Source organism: Kitasatospora sp. NPDC054768 (assembly GCF_053612025.1).
In genome coordinates this window covers 1-16,701 of the sequence record NZ_JBSHBN010000191.1, presented here as the reverse complement: position 1 = coordinate 16,701, position 16,701 = coordinate 1, and the positions used below count along the sequence as shown (strand labels likewise).

At 72.6% G+C, this 16,701-nt stretch carries 5 protein-coding genes and 1 pseudogene; 2 read left to right on the top strand and 4 right to left on the bottom strand.

The genetic code is table 11. The features are described 5' to 3' along the window. Positions 1 to 85 precede the first annotated feature (85 nt). Positions 86 to 247: pseudogene (locus ACWGKU_RS35955) on the bottom strand (IS5/IS1182 family transposase); the annotation flags it as partial. A gap of 409 nt (positions 248 to 656) precedes the next feature. On the opposite strand from ACWGKU_RS35955, the gene ACWGKU_RS35950 reads away from it, so the two are divergent. Further along, positions 657 to 1,478, top strand: a complete 822-nt coding sequence (locus ACWGKU_RS35950) for a hypothetical protein (RefSeq protein WP_452180781.1) — start codon at positions 657 to 659, stop codon at positions 1,476 to 1,478. A 68-nt stretch (positions 1,479 to 1,546) separates the two neighbouring features. After that, complete coding sequence (gene lepB / locus ACWGKU_RS35945) at positions 1,547 to 2,005, top strand: signal peptidase I (protein ID WP_452180782.1); 459 nt, start codon at positions 1,547 to 1,549, stop codon at positions 2,003 to 2,005. Between the two features lie 75 nt (positions 2,006 to 2,080). Here the strand turns inward: lepB and ACWGKU_RS35940 are convergent, their stop codons facing one another. From ACWGKU_RS35940 to ACWGKU_RS35930, 3 genes are all read right to left on the bottom strand, one after another. Further along, complete coding sequence (locus ACWGKU_RS35940; protein WP_452180783.1) at positions 2,081 to 3,244, bottom strand: macrolide family glycosyltransferase; 1,164 nt, start codon at positions 3,242 to 3,244, stop codon at positions 2,081 to 2,083. Beyond that, entirely contained in the window at positions 3,244 to 5,496 is a 2,253-nt protein-coding gene (locus ACWGKU_RS35935) for a cytochrome P450 (protein ID WP_452180784.1), read from the bottom strand. Before ACWGKU_RS35935 ends, ACWGKU_RS35940 begins: the two co-directional genes overlap by 1 nt. Further along, on the bottom strand, positions 5,493 to 16,701 hold an 11,209-nt coding region (locus tag ACWGKU_RS35930), incomplete at its 5' end, for an SDR family NAD(P)-dependent oxidoreductase (RefSeq protein WP_452191714.1). The genes ACWGKU_RS35935 and ACWGKU_RS35930, both read right to left, overlap by 4 nt.

Here is a 16,701-nt window from a genome sequence, read left to right as displayed (position 1 = left end):
CCACTCCCCCGCCCGGCGGGGGAGTGGGCGGGGGCTCGTACGGGGCGTCGGGGGCGGGGTCGGTCGGTCGCCGGTCTGCGCTCGGCTACGCGGCTTGGCGGCGGTTGTGCAGGCGGGCGATACCGAGCATGGCGTGATGGACGCCGTCGCCCTTGAGACGGCAATCGCGCAGGATCTTCCAGGCCTTCATCCGGGCGGAGACGTGCTCGACGCGGGCTCGGACGTGCTTGTGGTCGCGGTGGTGCTCGGCCTGCCATTCGGTGACTTCGCCTTCCCTGTCAAGCCGGCGTGTTGAGGAAGCGGCGCCCAACTGGTCCCGTCGTGACGCGCACAGGTGATGGCCGGCTGCGCCCCCAGTTCTCTCCGCGCCCCCAAGGCTGGTGGCGGTCAGACGTGCTGGACGGACACATGACAGATGTCGATCGCAACCCATCCCGGGGCCGCAGCCGTGACGGAACGGTTACCGTACGGGTGCGAATCATGTCGGCGGCGACTAGGCTTGACAGCAAGCCCAGTGGTTCCTGGGATCATCTGCCCCCATTGTCTCCACTGCATTTTGCGTGCGCGCGACACGTCTTCACTGATTCTTAAAGCTCCCCAAGCATAGAGATTGTGACAGACGGGAGAGCCTCATGCTTATTTTTGTCATGACGTGCATGGCAGTTGTCCTGGTAGGCCTCATGGTCCGCCTTTCGCGACCTGCCTATGCCGATCTGAAGTGCGGTGACGCACCCATGTACTTTGACGGCGGACTCGTCGTCACATGGTCGGGGCCCGCCCCCGAAGAAGCACGGGTGAGGGTGGCGAACGGCGGTATCTTCGAGCGGGTCGAGCAGGCCACCGGGCCAGGGATTCCGTCGGACTACCCCGAGAAGTACTTGAAGAACCTTCGCACGTCCGAGGTGTTCAACGCCTGCACTGCATGGACTCCCGACGAGCTGGTGCGCTGGCAAGGACGCCACGGAATCGAGATGGAGCCCGAAGCCCTGAGCGTCTACGAAAGCTATCTCAAGAGCGGCAATACCATCTTCATGGCGCTGGTGGACCATCCGAGCGTCACTGATCCTGGATCATTCGTGGCCTGCAGCCTGGTACTCCAGCGCGCCGTGATCGTCTACAACGGCGGGCGTCAGGACCTGTTCCTCCGCTCATATTTCCACAGCGCGCGGGAAGACTCGTCAGAGTTTGTCAACTTCGCACCTGGCGGCAGTGTTCACTACTCATTCAAGACCGATACCGTCTGGTTCCCTCTGGAGCTGACCCGGTTCATCTCCGAGCCGTCCTCGTACGTCGAGCTGGATATCGTCACCTCCGAGGGATTCGACGAGGGCCTTCTTCCGGCCCCGTTCTCGGCGCGAGAAAGCGGCTATGTGCTTCTGGGGGACATCAAGTACCAGGTGAGGCGGGCCTCGGCTGTCCTCAGGATCGGAGATCAACGTCACGCCATCCCCGACTTCAGGCTCGAACTTGGCCGTTGAAATGCCACGCCTGCCCCGCCGAGGAATCGCGGAGCAGGCCTTCCGACGGCCGGCTGGGGGAACGACCAGTGCACCCTGCCGAGATCATATACCTGACCGGATTGGCGCTGGCAGTCATTGCCGTGACTTCGTTGACCTGTTTCGTTCGGATAGCAACGGAGTCCATGGCGCCGACACTACTTGTCGACGACCGTCTCCTGGTCGTCCGGAGGCCGGTACTGACGCGGCACTGTCCCGCTCGCGGCCAGGTCGTGGTCTTCACCTCCGGTACCGACGGGCGCAGGATGGTCAAGCGCGTCGCCGCCACAGGAGGGGACAGCGTTCTTGTCGGCGGCAGCGCCCGGGCGGACGGCTCGATCGACAACGGGACGCGGGTCGACGTACCCCTGCACGGAATTTTCGTACTGGGAGACAACCGAAGGGTTTCACGGGACTCACGAGAATACGGGTGCATCAGTTCGCGGCAGGTAACAGGCCGGGCCGTTCTCGTCGTATGGCCGCCACGTCGATTGCGGGTAGTCCGGTGACAGCCGAAGACCGTACGCGGAAACGGGCTCCACCGGGCGGGGTACGGGTGCGGACTGCCCGGTGGAGTCCGGCCGCTACCGCGTCAGCAGCTTCTCCAGGACGTCCGCCCCCTTTGACGCGCCGCCCGCCCCGCGCACGATCCGGCTCAGGGCCGCCGCCCCGGGGCGGCAGGACCGGACGTCCTGGACGGCGTCGCGGAGGCCCTGCACGGTCGGCTCGGCGAGCGTCCTGCCGACCCGCAGCTCCTCCGCCCGCCGGGCGATCGCCCGCTGTTCCGGGATCTGCGGCACCGCCACGAAGGGCACCCCGTGGTAGAGAGACTCCATCGCCGAGTTCATCCCGGCGTGGCTCAGGAACACCTCGGTGTGTCGCAGCACCGCCACCTGCGGCACGTGCGCGTGCACTTCGACGTTCGCCGGGATCGGGCCCAGCGACTCCTGGTCCAGCCCGCCCACCGCCATGACGACCTGCCAGTCGCTGTCCCCGAACGCCTCGATGCAGGTCCGGTAGAACTCGGGCCGGTCGTTGAAGACGGTTCCCAGCGATATCAGCAGCACCGGGGCCTGCGACCGGGGGCTCCACTCCTCAGCGGTCTGCCGGCTGCTCAGCGACGGCCCGACGAAGTGGAAGCGCTCGTCGAAGGTGTCCCCCGACATCTGGAACTCGCGGGGGATGAACACCAGGCTCGTCGGGGCCACGTAGCCGAACATCAGGTTCGGGTCCTCGAGGAAGGTGTGGCCCTGCGCGAACTTCCCCATGTCCTGAATCGCGGCCACCAGCCGGGGGTTGGTGTGGTCGAAGTCGGCCGGTAAGTACACCTGCGCCGCCGAGAAGGACTCGTTCTCCGCGAAGGTCGGCACCAGGGAGACCTCCCGCACCTCGAGCAGGTTCGCCAGCATCCTCCCGGTGAAGGTCACCGAGTCGTAGCACACCGCGTCCGGCGGGTCGGCCGAGAAGTGCTCGGCCAGGACGGGGAAAGAGGCACGCGCGTCGTCGAGGTAGTACTCCATCGTCACGGCGAGCTGTTCCGCCGTGAACTCGCCCCGCGCCGCCATGTCGGGCGGCAGCTGCGAGGGCAGGGTCACCGGCGACGCCCCGGCGGCGAAGGCGGCGTCCATGGTGGCTGGTCCCGTGGCGTAGCTGACCCGGTGACCGCGCCGGACCAGCTCCTCGACCAGCGGCAGGGTCGGGTTCACGTGCCCGGACGCGGGCGCGCTCACGAAGGCGAAATGGGCCATCAGCTCTCCTCCAGGATGACCGGCAGAGTCTTGTGCCCGTTGGTGAAGAAGGAACCCAGCGGCTCGAGTTCGGACGACGGGACGGCCAGCCGCAGCCGGGGGAAGCGGGAGAACAGCGCGGACAGCGCCGTCGTCGCCTCCAGCTTCGCCAGGGGGCTGCCGAGGCAGTAGTGCACGCCGTGCCCGAAGGTGAGGTGGTCGGCGCGCGACGGCCGGGTGACGGAGAAGTCCTTCGCGTCGGCCCCGTGCTGCGCCGGGTCGCGGCCGGCCGCGCCGTAGGACAGCAGGATCGCCTCGCCCTTGCGGATCCGCACGCCGTCCGCGGAGATCTCCTCCACGGCGTACCGCAGCGGCAGGTTCGGCACCGGCGCCTGCCAGCGCAGGGTCTCGTCCACCACGTCCTCCCACGTGCTGGTCCCGGACCGGACCAGGGCGAGCTGGGACGGGTGCGTGGCCAGCGCGTGGACGGCGTGGTCGAGCAGGTTGACTGTCGTCTCGAAGCCGGCGGAGATGGTCAGCAGCAGGGTGTCCAGCAGTTCCCGCTCGGACAGTCGTGTGCCGTCCGCCTCCTGCGCGGCGATCAGGTCGCTGGTCATGTCGTCGCCGGGGTCGCGCCGTTTGGCGGCCACGAGCTCCTTGAGCAGCATGTACAGCTCGCCGGAGGCGGCCTGCACGCCCGCCGGGTCCGCGTCGAGGCTGAACACCGCGTCCACCAGTCGCCGCAGGTCCGCGCCGGTCTGCGCGGTCAACCCGAACAATCCGGTGATGACCTGGATCGGCAGCGGGAACGCGAACCGTGCGCGCAGGTCGACCGTCTGCCCCGGCGGCACCGTGGCCAGGTCGGCGATCAGGCCGGCCGTGATCTCCTCGACGCGCGGCCGCATCCCTTCGATGCGGCGCGGGGTGAACGCCTTGGCCACCAGGCTGCGCAGCCTGGTGTGGTCGGCCCCGTAGGCGGTGAACATGTTCTGCATCGCGACCCACATGATCAGCGGCCAGTCCGGCGGGATGTCGCCGTCGCGCCACATGGGCCAGTGCTTGTTCGCGTCCTTGGAGACCTTCGGGTCGAGCAGCAGCTTCTTCGCCAGGTCGTGCCCGGTGACGACCCAGGCCGACACGCCACCGGGCAGTTCGACGGGCGTGGCCGGGCCGCGCTCGCGCAAGGCAGCGGCCTCGCCGAAGATGTCGCCGCCCGAGGGGTCGATGACGTACGCGTCGGCGGGCGGGGCCTGCGCGCGCACCGGCTCGGTGAAGGTGGTGGTCGTACGGGGCTTGGGCGGCTCGGTGACCTCCAGCAGGGAGGCGGTGAACCGCGAGCCCATGCCGAGGCCGATCGACATGATGGTGTCGCCGGGATTGAGGGTCTCGTCGTGCAGCAGGTGGTCGATGCCGAGCAGTTGGTCGCACGGCCCGACGTGGCCGAGCTCGCGCAGCATCGGCCAGGTGGTGCGGCCCAGGTCGATGCCGAGCGGCTCCAGCACGACGACCTCCAGTTGGGCCAGGCCCAGACCGGTGACGACGAACCTGGTGATGTCGGCGACGCCGACGCCGGCCTCCTCGGCGGCCTGCTCGACCGCGGTGACCAGTGCCCCGCTCATCAGCGTCAGATACGGGGCCAGGCCGGTGACCTCGATCGGCGTACGGTTGCGGTGGCCCTCGGGGTCCGGGATCGTCGGGGTGGCGAGGACCTCCATCTGGGTCGCGGAGCTGTTGGCGGTCGCGACCAGCCGCGCCCGGCCGCCCTCGCGGTTGAGCACGGCCGCGACCGCACCGTCGGCCAGGAAGATCCCGATGGTGGGCTGCCAGCGTTCCCACCGCGGCGGCAGGAACCGGGCGGTGGCCGTGACCAGGGTCGCGGTCGCGGCCGGGTCGGCCACCAGGTGCGCGGCGGCGGACTGCAGCGCGGCCGAGCCGCCGTTGCTGGTCGCCTCCACCTCGTAGACCAGGGCGTGGCCGAGGCCGAGGACGCGCTGCAGGTGGCAGGAGGACGCCATGTGGTCCTGGTGGTCCATCTGGGCGTAGGCGGCCATGGAGATGTCGGCGCCGCTGAGGCCGGACTCGCGCAGGGCTCCGATCGCCGCGTGCACGGCCATCGCGTGCTCGGTGACGTCGTCGGAGCGGGTGAACGACACGAAGTCCGACAGCGCGAGCAGCCGCCGCATGGTCGCGGTGTCCGGCACGGCCTGCGTCGCGGGCGTGCGGGGCGGCAGATATCGCCCCGTTCCGCCGATGTAGACGTTGTCCCAGATCATGCGTAGTCCTTTCCCCTGAGTGCGGACAACCCGGCCCCGTATCCGCTGAAGTCGAGGAGCCATGTGCTGATGGCCAGCGCCGTGGCCGCGGAGTGCTCCTCCAGTACGGTGAAGTGGTCGCCCGAGACGGTGAGCACTTCCTGGGCGGTGGTGGACAGCCGGGGCCACGAGCGCTTCCCGGTGCCCACCAGCAGCACCGGCGCGGTGACGGGCTCCGGGGCGCCGGCCAGATCGAGGTAACGGCCCATCGCCACCAGCCGGTCGTCGTCGACCGGCTGGACCTGGTGGCCGGCGTCGAGCATGCCGGTGAGCACACCCGGCAGGTCGTCGGGGTAGCCGTCGATGAGCACCACGGCGCTGGGCCGGGCCCCCCGCCGTTCCAGTTCCCCGGCGGTCGCCAGCGCCAGCCACGCGCCCACCGAACGGCCGACCAGCACCGGCGCGGCGACGGCCGACGCGGCCTCGGCGAGTGCCTGGACCAGGACGTCGGCGTCCGCGGGCAGCGGGTCTCCGGCGAAGCCCGGCAGGGTGACCGCCGTGACGTCGCGGACCGCCTCCAGCGCCGCGGCGAACCGCCCGTACTCCTCGATGCCGCTGGACGCCAGCGCGGACGGCAGGCAGACCAGCGACGGCTGGAGGAAGCCGGCCGCGAGGGCGACCGCCTCGGCCTTGGGCGCGTCGGTGGCCGGGCTCAGCCGGGACGCCGTGGCCAGCAGGTCGAGGCCGTCCTGCGCGCGGCCGACGTCGACGGCCTTGCGCAGCAGGCGCTCCATCGGCCCGGCGACCCGGTTCTCCGGCGAGCACAGCTGCCCGTAGAGGTGGTTGACGAGCTGTTCGGGCGTCGGGAAGTCGAAGACGAGGGTCGCCGGGAGCTGGAGCCCGGTGGCCGCGTTGAGCCGGTTGCGCAGCTCGATGGCGGTCAGCGAGTCGACGCCGTGGTCGCGGAACAGCTGACGCGGGTCGTCGATCCCGCCGGGGGCCATCCCGAGGATGCTCGCGCTGTGCGTGACGACCAGGTCGAGCAGCAGGGCGCGCTGCTCGGCCTCGGGCAGGGCTTCGAGCCTGGCCCGCAGGCCGCCGGGGCCGGTCGCCGGGGCCGGCGCGCGCCGCGGCCGGACGAGTCCGCGCAGCAGCGCGGGCGGGGTGTCGATCGCCGCGAGGTCGAGGCGGACCGGCACCAGCGCCGGGCGTTCGCCGGACAGGGCGGTGTCGAACAGGTCGAGGGCCTGCTCGGTGGCCAGCGGCAGCATCCCGGTCCTCGCCAGCCGGCGGTGGTCGGCCTCGGTCAGGTTCCCGGTGATGCCGCTGGACTCGGCCCACTGGCCCCAGGCCAGGGAGGTGGTCGGCAGACCGCGCGCGTGCCGGTGCTCGGCGAGCGCGTCGAGGAACGCGTTCGCGGCGGCGTAGTTGGCCTGCCCGGGGGCGCCGAACACCCCGGACGCCGAGGAGAACAGCACGAACGCCCGCAGGTCCAGGTGCTCGGTGGCCTCGTGCAGGTGCCACGCGGCATCGGACTTCGGGCGCAGTGCCGTGTCGATCTGTTCCGGTGTCATCGATCCCACCAGGGCGTCGTCGACGACCCCGGCGGCGTGCACGACGACCCGCAGGTCGGGGATCGAGGCGACGAGGTCCCTCAGTGCCCCGCGGTCACCGGCGTCGCAGGCGACCACGGTGAGGGCGGCGCCCAGCTCCTGCCGGAGCCCGGGCGGCTCGACGCCGCGGCGGCCGGCGAGCACCACGTGCGGGGCGCCGTGCCGCGCGACCAGATGCCGGGCGACCAGGACGCCGAGGGTGCCGGTGCCGCCGGTGATCAGCACGGTGCCGTCCAGGGGCGCGCCGTCCAGGGGTCCGGCCGGCCCGGTCGGGGCGGCCGGGGCGGCCGGGGCGGCCGGGGCGGCCCTCACCAGCCTCGGCACGAGGGCGGTTCCGTCGCGCAACCGGATCTCGGGCTCGCCGTCGCTCACGGCGGCGCGCACCGCGGCGGGGAGCGCCCGTCGTGAGGCGGCCGTGCCGTCGTGGCGGACGGTCAGGATCCGCCCGGGGTTCTCGCTGTGCGCGCTGCGCAGGAAGCCGCGCGCGGCGGCCGAGGCGAGGTCGTCGCCGGTGAGGACCACGAGCCGGGCCGGCGTGTCGGTGGCCAGGAACTCCCGGACCCTGCCGAGCAGTTCCCGGGTCACCGCGTGGGCGGCCGCGACCGGCTCGCCCTCGCCGACGACCTCGTGGAGGACCGTCTCGGTGTCCGGGCCGTCCGGTGCCGCCATCGGGGTCCAGTCGACGGCGAACAGCGTGTTCGGCCGGCGCCCGGCCCCGTGACCCGCCGCTTCGACGGGCCGCAGGACGATCTCGTCGATGCTCACGACCGGCGTCCCGGCGGTGTCGGTGATCCGCACCGCGCAGGTGTCCGGCCCGGTCGGGTGCAGCACCACGCGGACCGTCGCGGCCGACCCGGTGACCGACACGCCGGAGAACGAGAAGGGCAGCCGCGCCGGGCTGCCGCCGGCGCCGCCGTCCTCGGCCGCGAGGCCGGCGAGCAGGGTCAGCGGCTGGATGGCGGCGTCCAGGAGCGCGGGGTGGACGCGGTAACCGGTGAGCTGCGCGGGGTCCGCCGGGAAGCTCACCTCGGCGTGCAGGTCCTCGCCGTGCCGCCGGATGCCGGTGAGACCCTGGAAGGTCGGCCCGTAGTCGTAGCCGGCGTCGGCGAGCCGGTCGTAGAGCGAGCCGATGTCGATCGGCGCTGCCTCGCCGTCGTCGGCCCCGGGCACGGCCGTCCGGTCGGCCCGTGCCGCCCGGTCCGCCGGCGGACCGAGCACGCCGGTCGCGTGGCGGGTCCACTCGTCGGGCTCGGCGGCGGTGCGGGAGTGGACGGTGACGGGCCGGCGTCCGGTGTCGTCGGGCGCGCCGACGGTGACCTGCACGTGCACACCGTCGCGCTCGGACAGCACGAGCGGCGTCTCCAGGACCAGCTCGGACAGTACGGGGCTGGCCGTGTGCTCGCCGGCGTGGACGGCCATGTCCACGAACGCCATCGCGGGCAGCAGCGTCGAACCGAGCACGGTGTGCTCGGCCAGCCACGGGTGGACGGACGCGGAGAGTTTCCCGGTCAGCACCACGCCCTGCCCGTCGGGGAGCTTCACCAGGGACCGCAGCAGCGGGTGGTCGGGCGCGTCGGGGCCCTCCGACGGGGTGGTGGGCCGGAGCCAGTAGTGCTGGTGCTGGAAAGCGTACGAAGGCACCCGCACGCCCGACGCACCCGGCGTCGCGGTCGCGGGTGGCGTCCAGCCCACCGCGCCATCGGTCCACAACCGCCCCAGCCCCGCGAACAACCGCTCCGGAGAATCACCACCACGCCGCATCAACCCGGTCCCCACCAGCAGCGGATGCGGACCCACCTCCACAAACCCCGTAACACCCCGGCCCGCCAGCCACTCCACCGCATCGGCGAACCGGACCGGTTCCCGCGCCTGCCGCACCCAGTACCCGGGCTCCCCCAGGTCCACCGGACGCCCCGCCACCGTCGAGACCACCGGGATCACCGGCTCACCGAACGACAGCCCCGCAGCCACCCGGCCCAGCTCCTCCAGCACCGGATCCATCCGCGCCGAATGGAACGCGTGACTCACCTCCAGCCGCCGCACCCGGCGCCCACGGCCCCGCCACACCTCGGCGACAGCCTCCACCGCGGCCCCGTCCCCCGACACCACCACCGCGTCCACCGCGTTGACCGCCGCCACCTCGGCCCCCGGCACCAGCGACCCCTCCACCTCCTCCAGCGACGCCTGGAGCGAGACCATCGCCCCACCACCGGGCAACCCCTGCATCAACCGGCCCCGCGCCCCCACCAGCGCACACGCGTCCTCCAGCCCCAGAACCCCCGCCACATGAGCCGCCGCCACCTCACCGACCGAGTGCCCGACCACGAAGTCCGGCCGCACACCCAGCCACTCCACCAACCGGAACAGCGCCACCTCCAACGCGAACACCGCACCCTGGGTGAACTCCGTCTCCCCCAGCACCCCCTCCCCGTCCTCGAACAGCACCTCCACCGGCAACCCCAGCAACCCGCACACCTCGTCCAACGCCCGCGCGAACACCGGGAACTCGCGGTACAGACCCCGGCCCATCCCCACCCACTGACCACCCTGACCGGAGAACACGAACGCCGACCTGCCCGAGTCGCGGGCTTCGCCGATCACCAGCCCTGGATGCGCCTCCCCGCGCACCAAGGCCGCCAGTGCCTCCGGTCCGGTCACCACGGCCCGGTGGGCGAACCGGGTCCGCGCGGCGAGCGCGGCGCAGATTCCGTCCACGTCGGGGGCCTTGGCCGTGTACGCCTGCAGCCTGCGGGCCTGGGCCCGGAGCGCCTGCTCGGACTTGGCCGACAGCAGCCACGGCACCGGCACGACGGCCGCGGGGGCGGACGTGGAAGCGGGATCGTGGGCAGCGGACTCGGGCGACGTCTTCTCGGCCGGCTCCGGGGCCGGTGCCTCAAGGATCACGTGCGCGTTGGTGCCACTGATGCCGAACGCCGACACGCCGGCACGGCGGGGACGCCCCGTCTCCGGCCACGGCCGGGCCTCGGTCAGCAGGGAGACACGGCCCGCCGACCAGTCGACGTGCGAGGTCGGCGCGTCGACGTGCAGCGTCGGCGGCAGTTCACCGTGCCGCATCGCCATCACCATCTTGATCACACCCGCCACACCGGCGGCGGCTTGCGTGTGGCCGATGTTCGACTTCACCGACCCCAGCCACAACGGCTCCACCCGGTCCCGGCCGTACGCCGCCAACAGCGCCTGCGCCTCGATGGGGTCACCGAGCGTCGTCCCCGTACCGTGCGCCTCCACCGCGTCCACCTCGGACGCCTGCAAGCCGGCGTTCGCCAGCGCCTGGCGGATGACGCGTTCCTGCGACGGGCCGTTGGGCGCGGTCAGGCCGTTGGACGCCCCGTCCTGATTGACCGCCGAACCCCGCACCACCGCCAGCACCTGATGGCCGTTACGGCGGGCGTCCGACAGCCGCTCCATGAGCACGACACCCGCGCCCTCACCCCACGCCGTACCATCAGCGGCCTCGGCGAACGCCTTCACCCGCCCATCGGCGGCGAGCCCCCGCTGGCGGGAGAAGTCGATGAAGGCGGCGGGCGTCGCCATGACCGTCACACCGCCGGCCAGGGCCAGTGAGCACTCCCCCGAGCGCAGCGCCTGCGCCGCCAGGTGGATCGCCACCAGCGACGACGAGCAGGCCGTGTCCACCGACACCGCCGGACCCTCCAGCCCCAGCAGGTACGACACCCGCCCGGAGGTCACACTCGTCGCCGTGCCGGTGGCCACATAGCCGTCCGCGTCGCGCGCGATCTGGTCCACTCCGCCCGCGTAGCCGGATGCCCAGATGCCGGTGAAGACGCCCGTCCGGCTGCCCCGCAACGACGTCGGATCGATCCCCGCGTCCTCGAACGTCTCCCACACCGTCTCCAGCAGCACCCGCTGCTGCGGATCCATCGCCAACGCCTCACGCGGCGAAATCCCGAAGAACCCGGCATCGAAGCCACCCGCGTCCCCGAGGAAACCACCCGACCGCGTGTACGACGTCCCCGGACCACCGACCGGATCGTAAAGACGACCCACGTCCCACCCACGATCCGACGGGAACTCCCCCACCGCCTCCACCCCACCGGACACCAAGTCCCACAGCTCCCGGGCAGACCCCACACCACCCGGGTACCGGGCCCCCAACCCCACCACGACCACCGGATCGTCCGACACCGGAACACCGACCGGCACGGGCGCGACCGTCCGGCGCTCCTTGCCGAGGACCACCTCACGCAGGTATTCGGCCAGCCGGGCCGGGGTCGGGTGGTCGAAGACCATCGTCGCCGTCAGCCGGGTCCCGACCGCCGTGGAGAGCCGGTTGCGCAGCTCCACGCCGGTCAGCGAGTCGAAGCCCAGGTCCTTGAAGGCCCGGTCGCCACCGATCTCGTCGCTGCGGCCCAGCACGGCCGAGGCGTGGGTCCTGACCAGGTCGAGCAGGATCTCGCGTTGCCGGGCCTCGGGAAGCGATCCCAGCTCGCCCGCCAGTCCGGTGGTCGGCACCGGTCTGCGGGCGCGTGCCAGCGCGCGCAGCACCGGCCGGTCGCCCAGTGCGGACACCTTGAGTCGGGCCGCGACCACCGCCGGTTCCGCGGTGTCCAGGCCCCCGTCGAACAGCCCGAGTCCGTAGTCGGTCGCCATCGGCAGCAGGCCCGCGCGGGCGAGGCGTTCACCGTCGGCCTCGGACATCTGCCCGGTCAGCCCGCTGGTCTCGGCCCAGTAGCCCCAGGCCAGCGACACCCCCGGCAGGCCCTGGGCGCGCCGGTACGCGGCCAGGCCGTCGAGGTAGGCGTTGGCCGCGGCGTAGTTGGCCTGCCCGGGGCTGCCGAGCGTCCCGGCCGCCGAGGAGAAGAGGACGAACGCCGTCAGGTCCCGTCCCCGGGTGAGTTCGTGCAGGTTCCACGCCGCCCGTGCCTTGGGCTCCCAGACCGCGGCGAGGCGTTCGGGGGTCAGGGACTCGACCACGGCGTCGTCCAGCACGCCCGCCGCGTGCACGACCGCGGTCAGCGGGTGCGCGGCCGGGATCGCGTCCAGCACGGCCGCCAGCGCGTCCCGGTCGGCCACATCACAGGCGGCCACGGTCACCTCCGCGCCCAGCCCGGCCAGCTCCTCGCACAACGCCGCCCCGCCACCACTACGGCTGACCAGCACCAGATGCCGCACACCCCGCTCGGCCACCAGATGCCGGGCCACACGACCCCCCAGCGTCCCCGTACCACCGGTGATCAGCACCGTACCGGCCACATCGAGATCCGCAGGAACAGTGAGGACGATCTTCCCCACGTGAGCGGCCCGACTCATGAACCGGAAGGCGTCCCGCGCGCGGCGGACGTCCCAGGTGGTGAGTGGTGGCAGACGCAGCTCGCCCGCGCCGAGCAGCCGGACGGCCTCGGCCAGGATCTCCCCCAGCCGTTCCGGTCCCGCGTCGGCCAGGTCGAAGGCCAGCACGCCGGGCCGGATGTCGGCCTTGCCCATCTCCACGAACCGCCCGCCGGGCGCGAGCAGCCGCAGGGAGGCGTCCAGGAACTCACCGGACAGCGAGTTCAGCACCACATCGAAGGGTCCGAACCGGTCGGCGAACTCCAGGGTCCGGGACGAGGCGATGTGGTCCTCGTCCAGCCCCAGGGCGCGCAGCGCGTCCCACTTGCCCGGGCCGGCGGTCGCGTGGACGTCCGCGCCCCAAAGTCGCGCGAGCTGGACCGCCGCCATGCCGACGCCGCCGGCCCCGGCGTGGATCAGCACCCGGTCACCGGCCTTCAGCCCGCCCAGGTCGCGCAGGCCGTACCAGGCGGTCATGAAGGCGATCGGCACAGTGGCGGCCTGGGTGAACGTCCACTCGTCGGGGATGCGCACCAGCGCCCTGTGGTCGGCGACGGCCACCCGGCCGAACGCGCCGGGCAGCAGCCCGGCGACCCGGTCACCCGGCCGCAGCCCGGTGACCTCGGCGCCGACCTCGGTGACGACGCCCGCGCCCTCGCTGCCGAGCAGCGCCGGGTCCGGGTAGACGCCGAGGGCGATCAGTACGTCCCGGAGATTCAGGCCGGCCGCCCGCACGGCGACGCGCACCTCCCGGGGCCCGGGCGGGGCCTGCTCGTACGGCAGGAAGGCGAGGTCGTCCAGGCTGCCCGTGCCCGCCTGCGTCAGCCGTCCGTCGAACGCCTCCGGTGCGGAGCGCACGAGCCGGGGCACGTAGACGGCCCCCCGGCGCACCGCCATCTGGTCCTCGTCGCCGACCGACAGGCCGTCGGGCAGCTCGTCGGCGTCCACGAGCACGAATCGGCCGGGGTGCTCGGACTGCGCGGACCGGACCAGGCCCCATACGGCCGAGGCTTCCGGGTCGCTCACTCCCTCACCGGGAACGACGGCGACCGCGCCCCGCGTGCGCACCACGAGCCGTTCGCCGGGCCCGGCCAGGAAGTCCTGGAGGGCCGTCAGCGCCTCGGCGACCGAGCCGGGCGAGACGACGGCGTCGCCGAGCGCGCCTTCGCCGGGGGTCAGCGGAATCCAGTCGAGGGCGTACAGCGGGCCGCGTTCGGCCATCGGACGGGTGGTCAGCGCCTCGATGGTCGCCACGGGCTCGCCGGACCGGTCCGCCAGGTGGACGGCGTACGTGCCGGGACGCACCACCGTCAGCCGCACGCGCGCGGAGGTCACGCCGGTGCGGTGGACCGCGATCCCGCCCAGCGAGAACGGCAGCCGCACGTCGCCTTCCGTGCCGGACAGCAGCGCCAGCGGTTGCAGGGCGGCGTCCAGCAGCGCCGGATGGACGGAGAACCGGGCCGCGTCCGGCACGGTGACCTCGGCGAACACCTCATTGCCGCGGCGCCACACCGCCTGCACGGCCTGGAAGGCCGGCCCGTACTCGTAGCCCGCCGCGGCGAGCGTGTCGTAGAGCCCGGTGACCGGTTCCGCGCCGGCCGGCGGCCATTGCGTCAGCTCCTGCCCGGCCACGGCCCGCCCAACCACAGGCTGCCCGCTCACCGTGCCGGTGGCGTGCCGCACCCAACCGTCCGTACGGGACCGGACGTCGACCGTGCGGCGGCCGGTCCCGTCCGGCTCGCCCACGACGACCTGCACGTCCACCGCGCCGTCCGCGGGCAACGTCAGCGGCGCCTCCAGGACCAGTTCCTCCACGGCCGCCCCGGCCGCGTGCACCACCAGTTCCACGAACGCCGTCGCGGGCAGCAGCACCGTCCCCAGTACGGAGTGGTCCGCGAGCCAGGGGTGGGTGGCCAGGGAGAGCCGACCCGTCAGGACCCGCTGCTCGCCCACCTCGACAGCGGCGCCGAGCAGCGGGTGGTCCACCGGGTCGAGCCCGGCCGCGGACACGTCTCCCGCGCCTCCGGCGAGCCAGAACCGCGTCCGCTGGAAGGGGTAGGTGGGCAGCGCCACCGGCTCCCCTTCGGGGAACGGCCACCGCACCGGCACACCCGCGACGAACAGCCGCGCCGCGGCGGCCAGGAACTCGGCCGGGGTGCCGTGGTCGCGGCGCAGTGTCCCGGTCACCACACCCGCCTCGTGCTCCTCCAGCGCGGGCGTGAGCACCGGGTGCGGGCTGATCTCGACGAAGACGGAGTCGCCGCCCGAGGCGAGCAGCAGCCGGGTGGTCCGGTCGAACAGCACGGGTTCGCGAAGGTTTCGGTACCAGTAATCGGCGTCGAGGGCGGAGGTGTCGATCTCCTCGCCGGTGACCGTGGAGTAGAACGGGATCGTCGCCGGGCGCGGTGTGATGTCGGCGAGGTCGGTGAAGAGTTGCTCGCGGATCGCCTCGACCTGGGCCGAGTGCGCGGCGTAGTTGACGGGCAGGCGCCGGGCGCGGATGTCGTCGGCCTCGCAGGCCGCCAGCAGCTCCTCCAGCGCGTCCAGATCGCCCGAGACGACGACCGAACCGGGGGCGTTGACCACCGCGACGGTGATCCGGTCGTCCCAGCGGGCCACGAACTCGACGGCCCGCTCGTGCCCGAGGCCGACCGACACCATCCCGCCCTGGCCGGCCAGAGCGACCAGCGCCTTGCTCCGCAGGGCGACCACCTTGGCCGCGTCCTCCAGGGACAACGCCCCGACGACGTACGCGGCGGCGATCTCACCCTGCGAATGCCCGACGACGGCATCGGGCTCGACCCCGTGCGCACGCCACAGCGCGGCCAGGGCCACCATCACCGCGAACAGCGCGGGCTGCACGACGTCGACCCGCTCCAGCGAACCACCGCCGGTCAGCACCTCCACCAACGACCAGTCCGTGTACGGCGCCAACGCCGCGTCACACGCGTCGATCGCCTCCCGGAACACCGGCTCCGAGGCGTACAACTCCCCGCCCATACCCACCCACTGGGCACCCTGCCCCGGAAAGACGAACACCGACCGACCCACCGGGCGGGCGGTCCCGGTGACCAGACCCGGCGCCGACCGGCCCTCCGCCAGGGCGTCCAACGCCTCCACACCGCTCAGCACCACGGCCCGGTGCTCGAACACGGTGCGGGCAGCCAGAGCGCCCCCGACCGCCGCCGGGCTCACCTCGGGACGTACTGCGGTGAACTCGCCCAGCCGGCGCGCCTGCTCCCGCAGCACCGCTTCCGACTTCCCCGACAGCACCCAGGGCACGACCCCGCCCGTGGACCCTGTCGAAACCCCGGCCGGCTCCTCGGCAGCCGCCTCGATGACGACGTGCGCGTTGGTGCCGCTGATGCCGAACGCCGAGATGCCCGCGCGAGGCAGGTGGCCGTTGTCGGGCCAGGGCCGGGCCTCGGTGAGCAGCCGGATGTTGCCGGACTCCCAGTCGACGTGCGAGGTCGGCTCGTCGACGTGCAGCGTCGGCGGCAGTTGCCCGTGCCGCATCGCCATGACCATCTTGATCACGCCCGCCACGCCGGCGGCGGCCTGAGTGTGGCCGATGTTGGACTTCACCGAGCCCAGCCACAGCGGCTCGTCCCGGTCCTGACCGTAGGTCGCCAGAAGCGCGTGCGCCTCGATGGGGTCACCGAGCGTGGTGCCGGTGCCGTGCGCCTCCACCGCGTCCACGTCCGCCGTCGACAGCCCCGCGTTCGCCAGCGCCTGACGGATCACCCGCTCCTGCGACGGACCGTTCGGCGCCCCGAGGCCATTGGAGGTGCCGTCCTGGTTGACCGCCGAACCCCGTACCACCGCCAGCACCCTGTGCCCGTTGCGGCGGGCGTCGGACAGGCGTTCCAACAGCAGCAGGCCCGCGCCCTCGGCCCAGGCCGTCCCGTCGGCCGCCTCGGCGAACGCCTTCACCCGGCCGTCAGGGGCCAGGCCGCGCTGGCGGGAGAACTCCGTGAACCCCAGCGGGGTCGCCATCACCGTCACCCCGCCGGCCAGGGCCAGTGAGCACTCCCCCGAGCGCAGTGCCTGCGCGGCCAGGTGCAGGGCCACCAGCGAGGACGAGCAAGCCGTGTCCAGCGAGACCGCCGCGCCCTCCAGCCCGAGCAGGTAGGCGATCCGACCGGAGGTCACGCTGGTCGCGGCGCCCGTGCCGAGGTAGCCCTCGGAGTCGGCGGGCGCCTGGTCTCCGTAGCCGGAGGACCAGATGCCGGTGAACACACCCGTCCGGCTGCCCCGCAACGACGTCGGATCGATCCCCGCGTCCTCGAACGTCTCCCACGCG

Excerpts from the sequence above, each read along its gene's own strand:
- ACWGKU_RS35950 (WP_452180781.1), top strand. The coding sequence starts at position 657 with ATGGCAGTTGTCCTGGTAGGCCTCATGGTCCGCCTTTCGCGACCTGCC.
- ACWGKU_RS35940 (WP_452180783.1), bottom strand. The coding sequence starts at position 3,244 with ATGGCCCATTTCGCCTTCGTGAGCGCGCCCGCGTCCGGGCACGTGAAC.
- ACWGKU_RS35935 (WP_452180784.1), bottom strand. The coding sequence starts at position 5,496 with ATGATCTGGGACAACGTCTACATCGGCGGAACGGGGCGATATCTGCCG.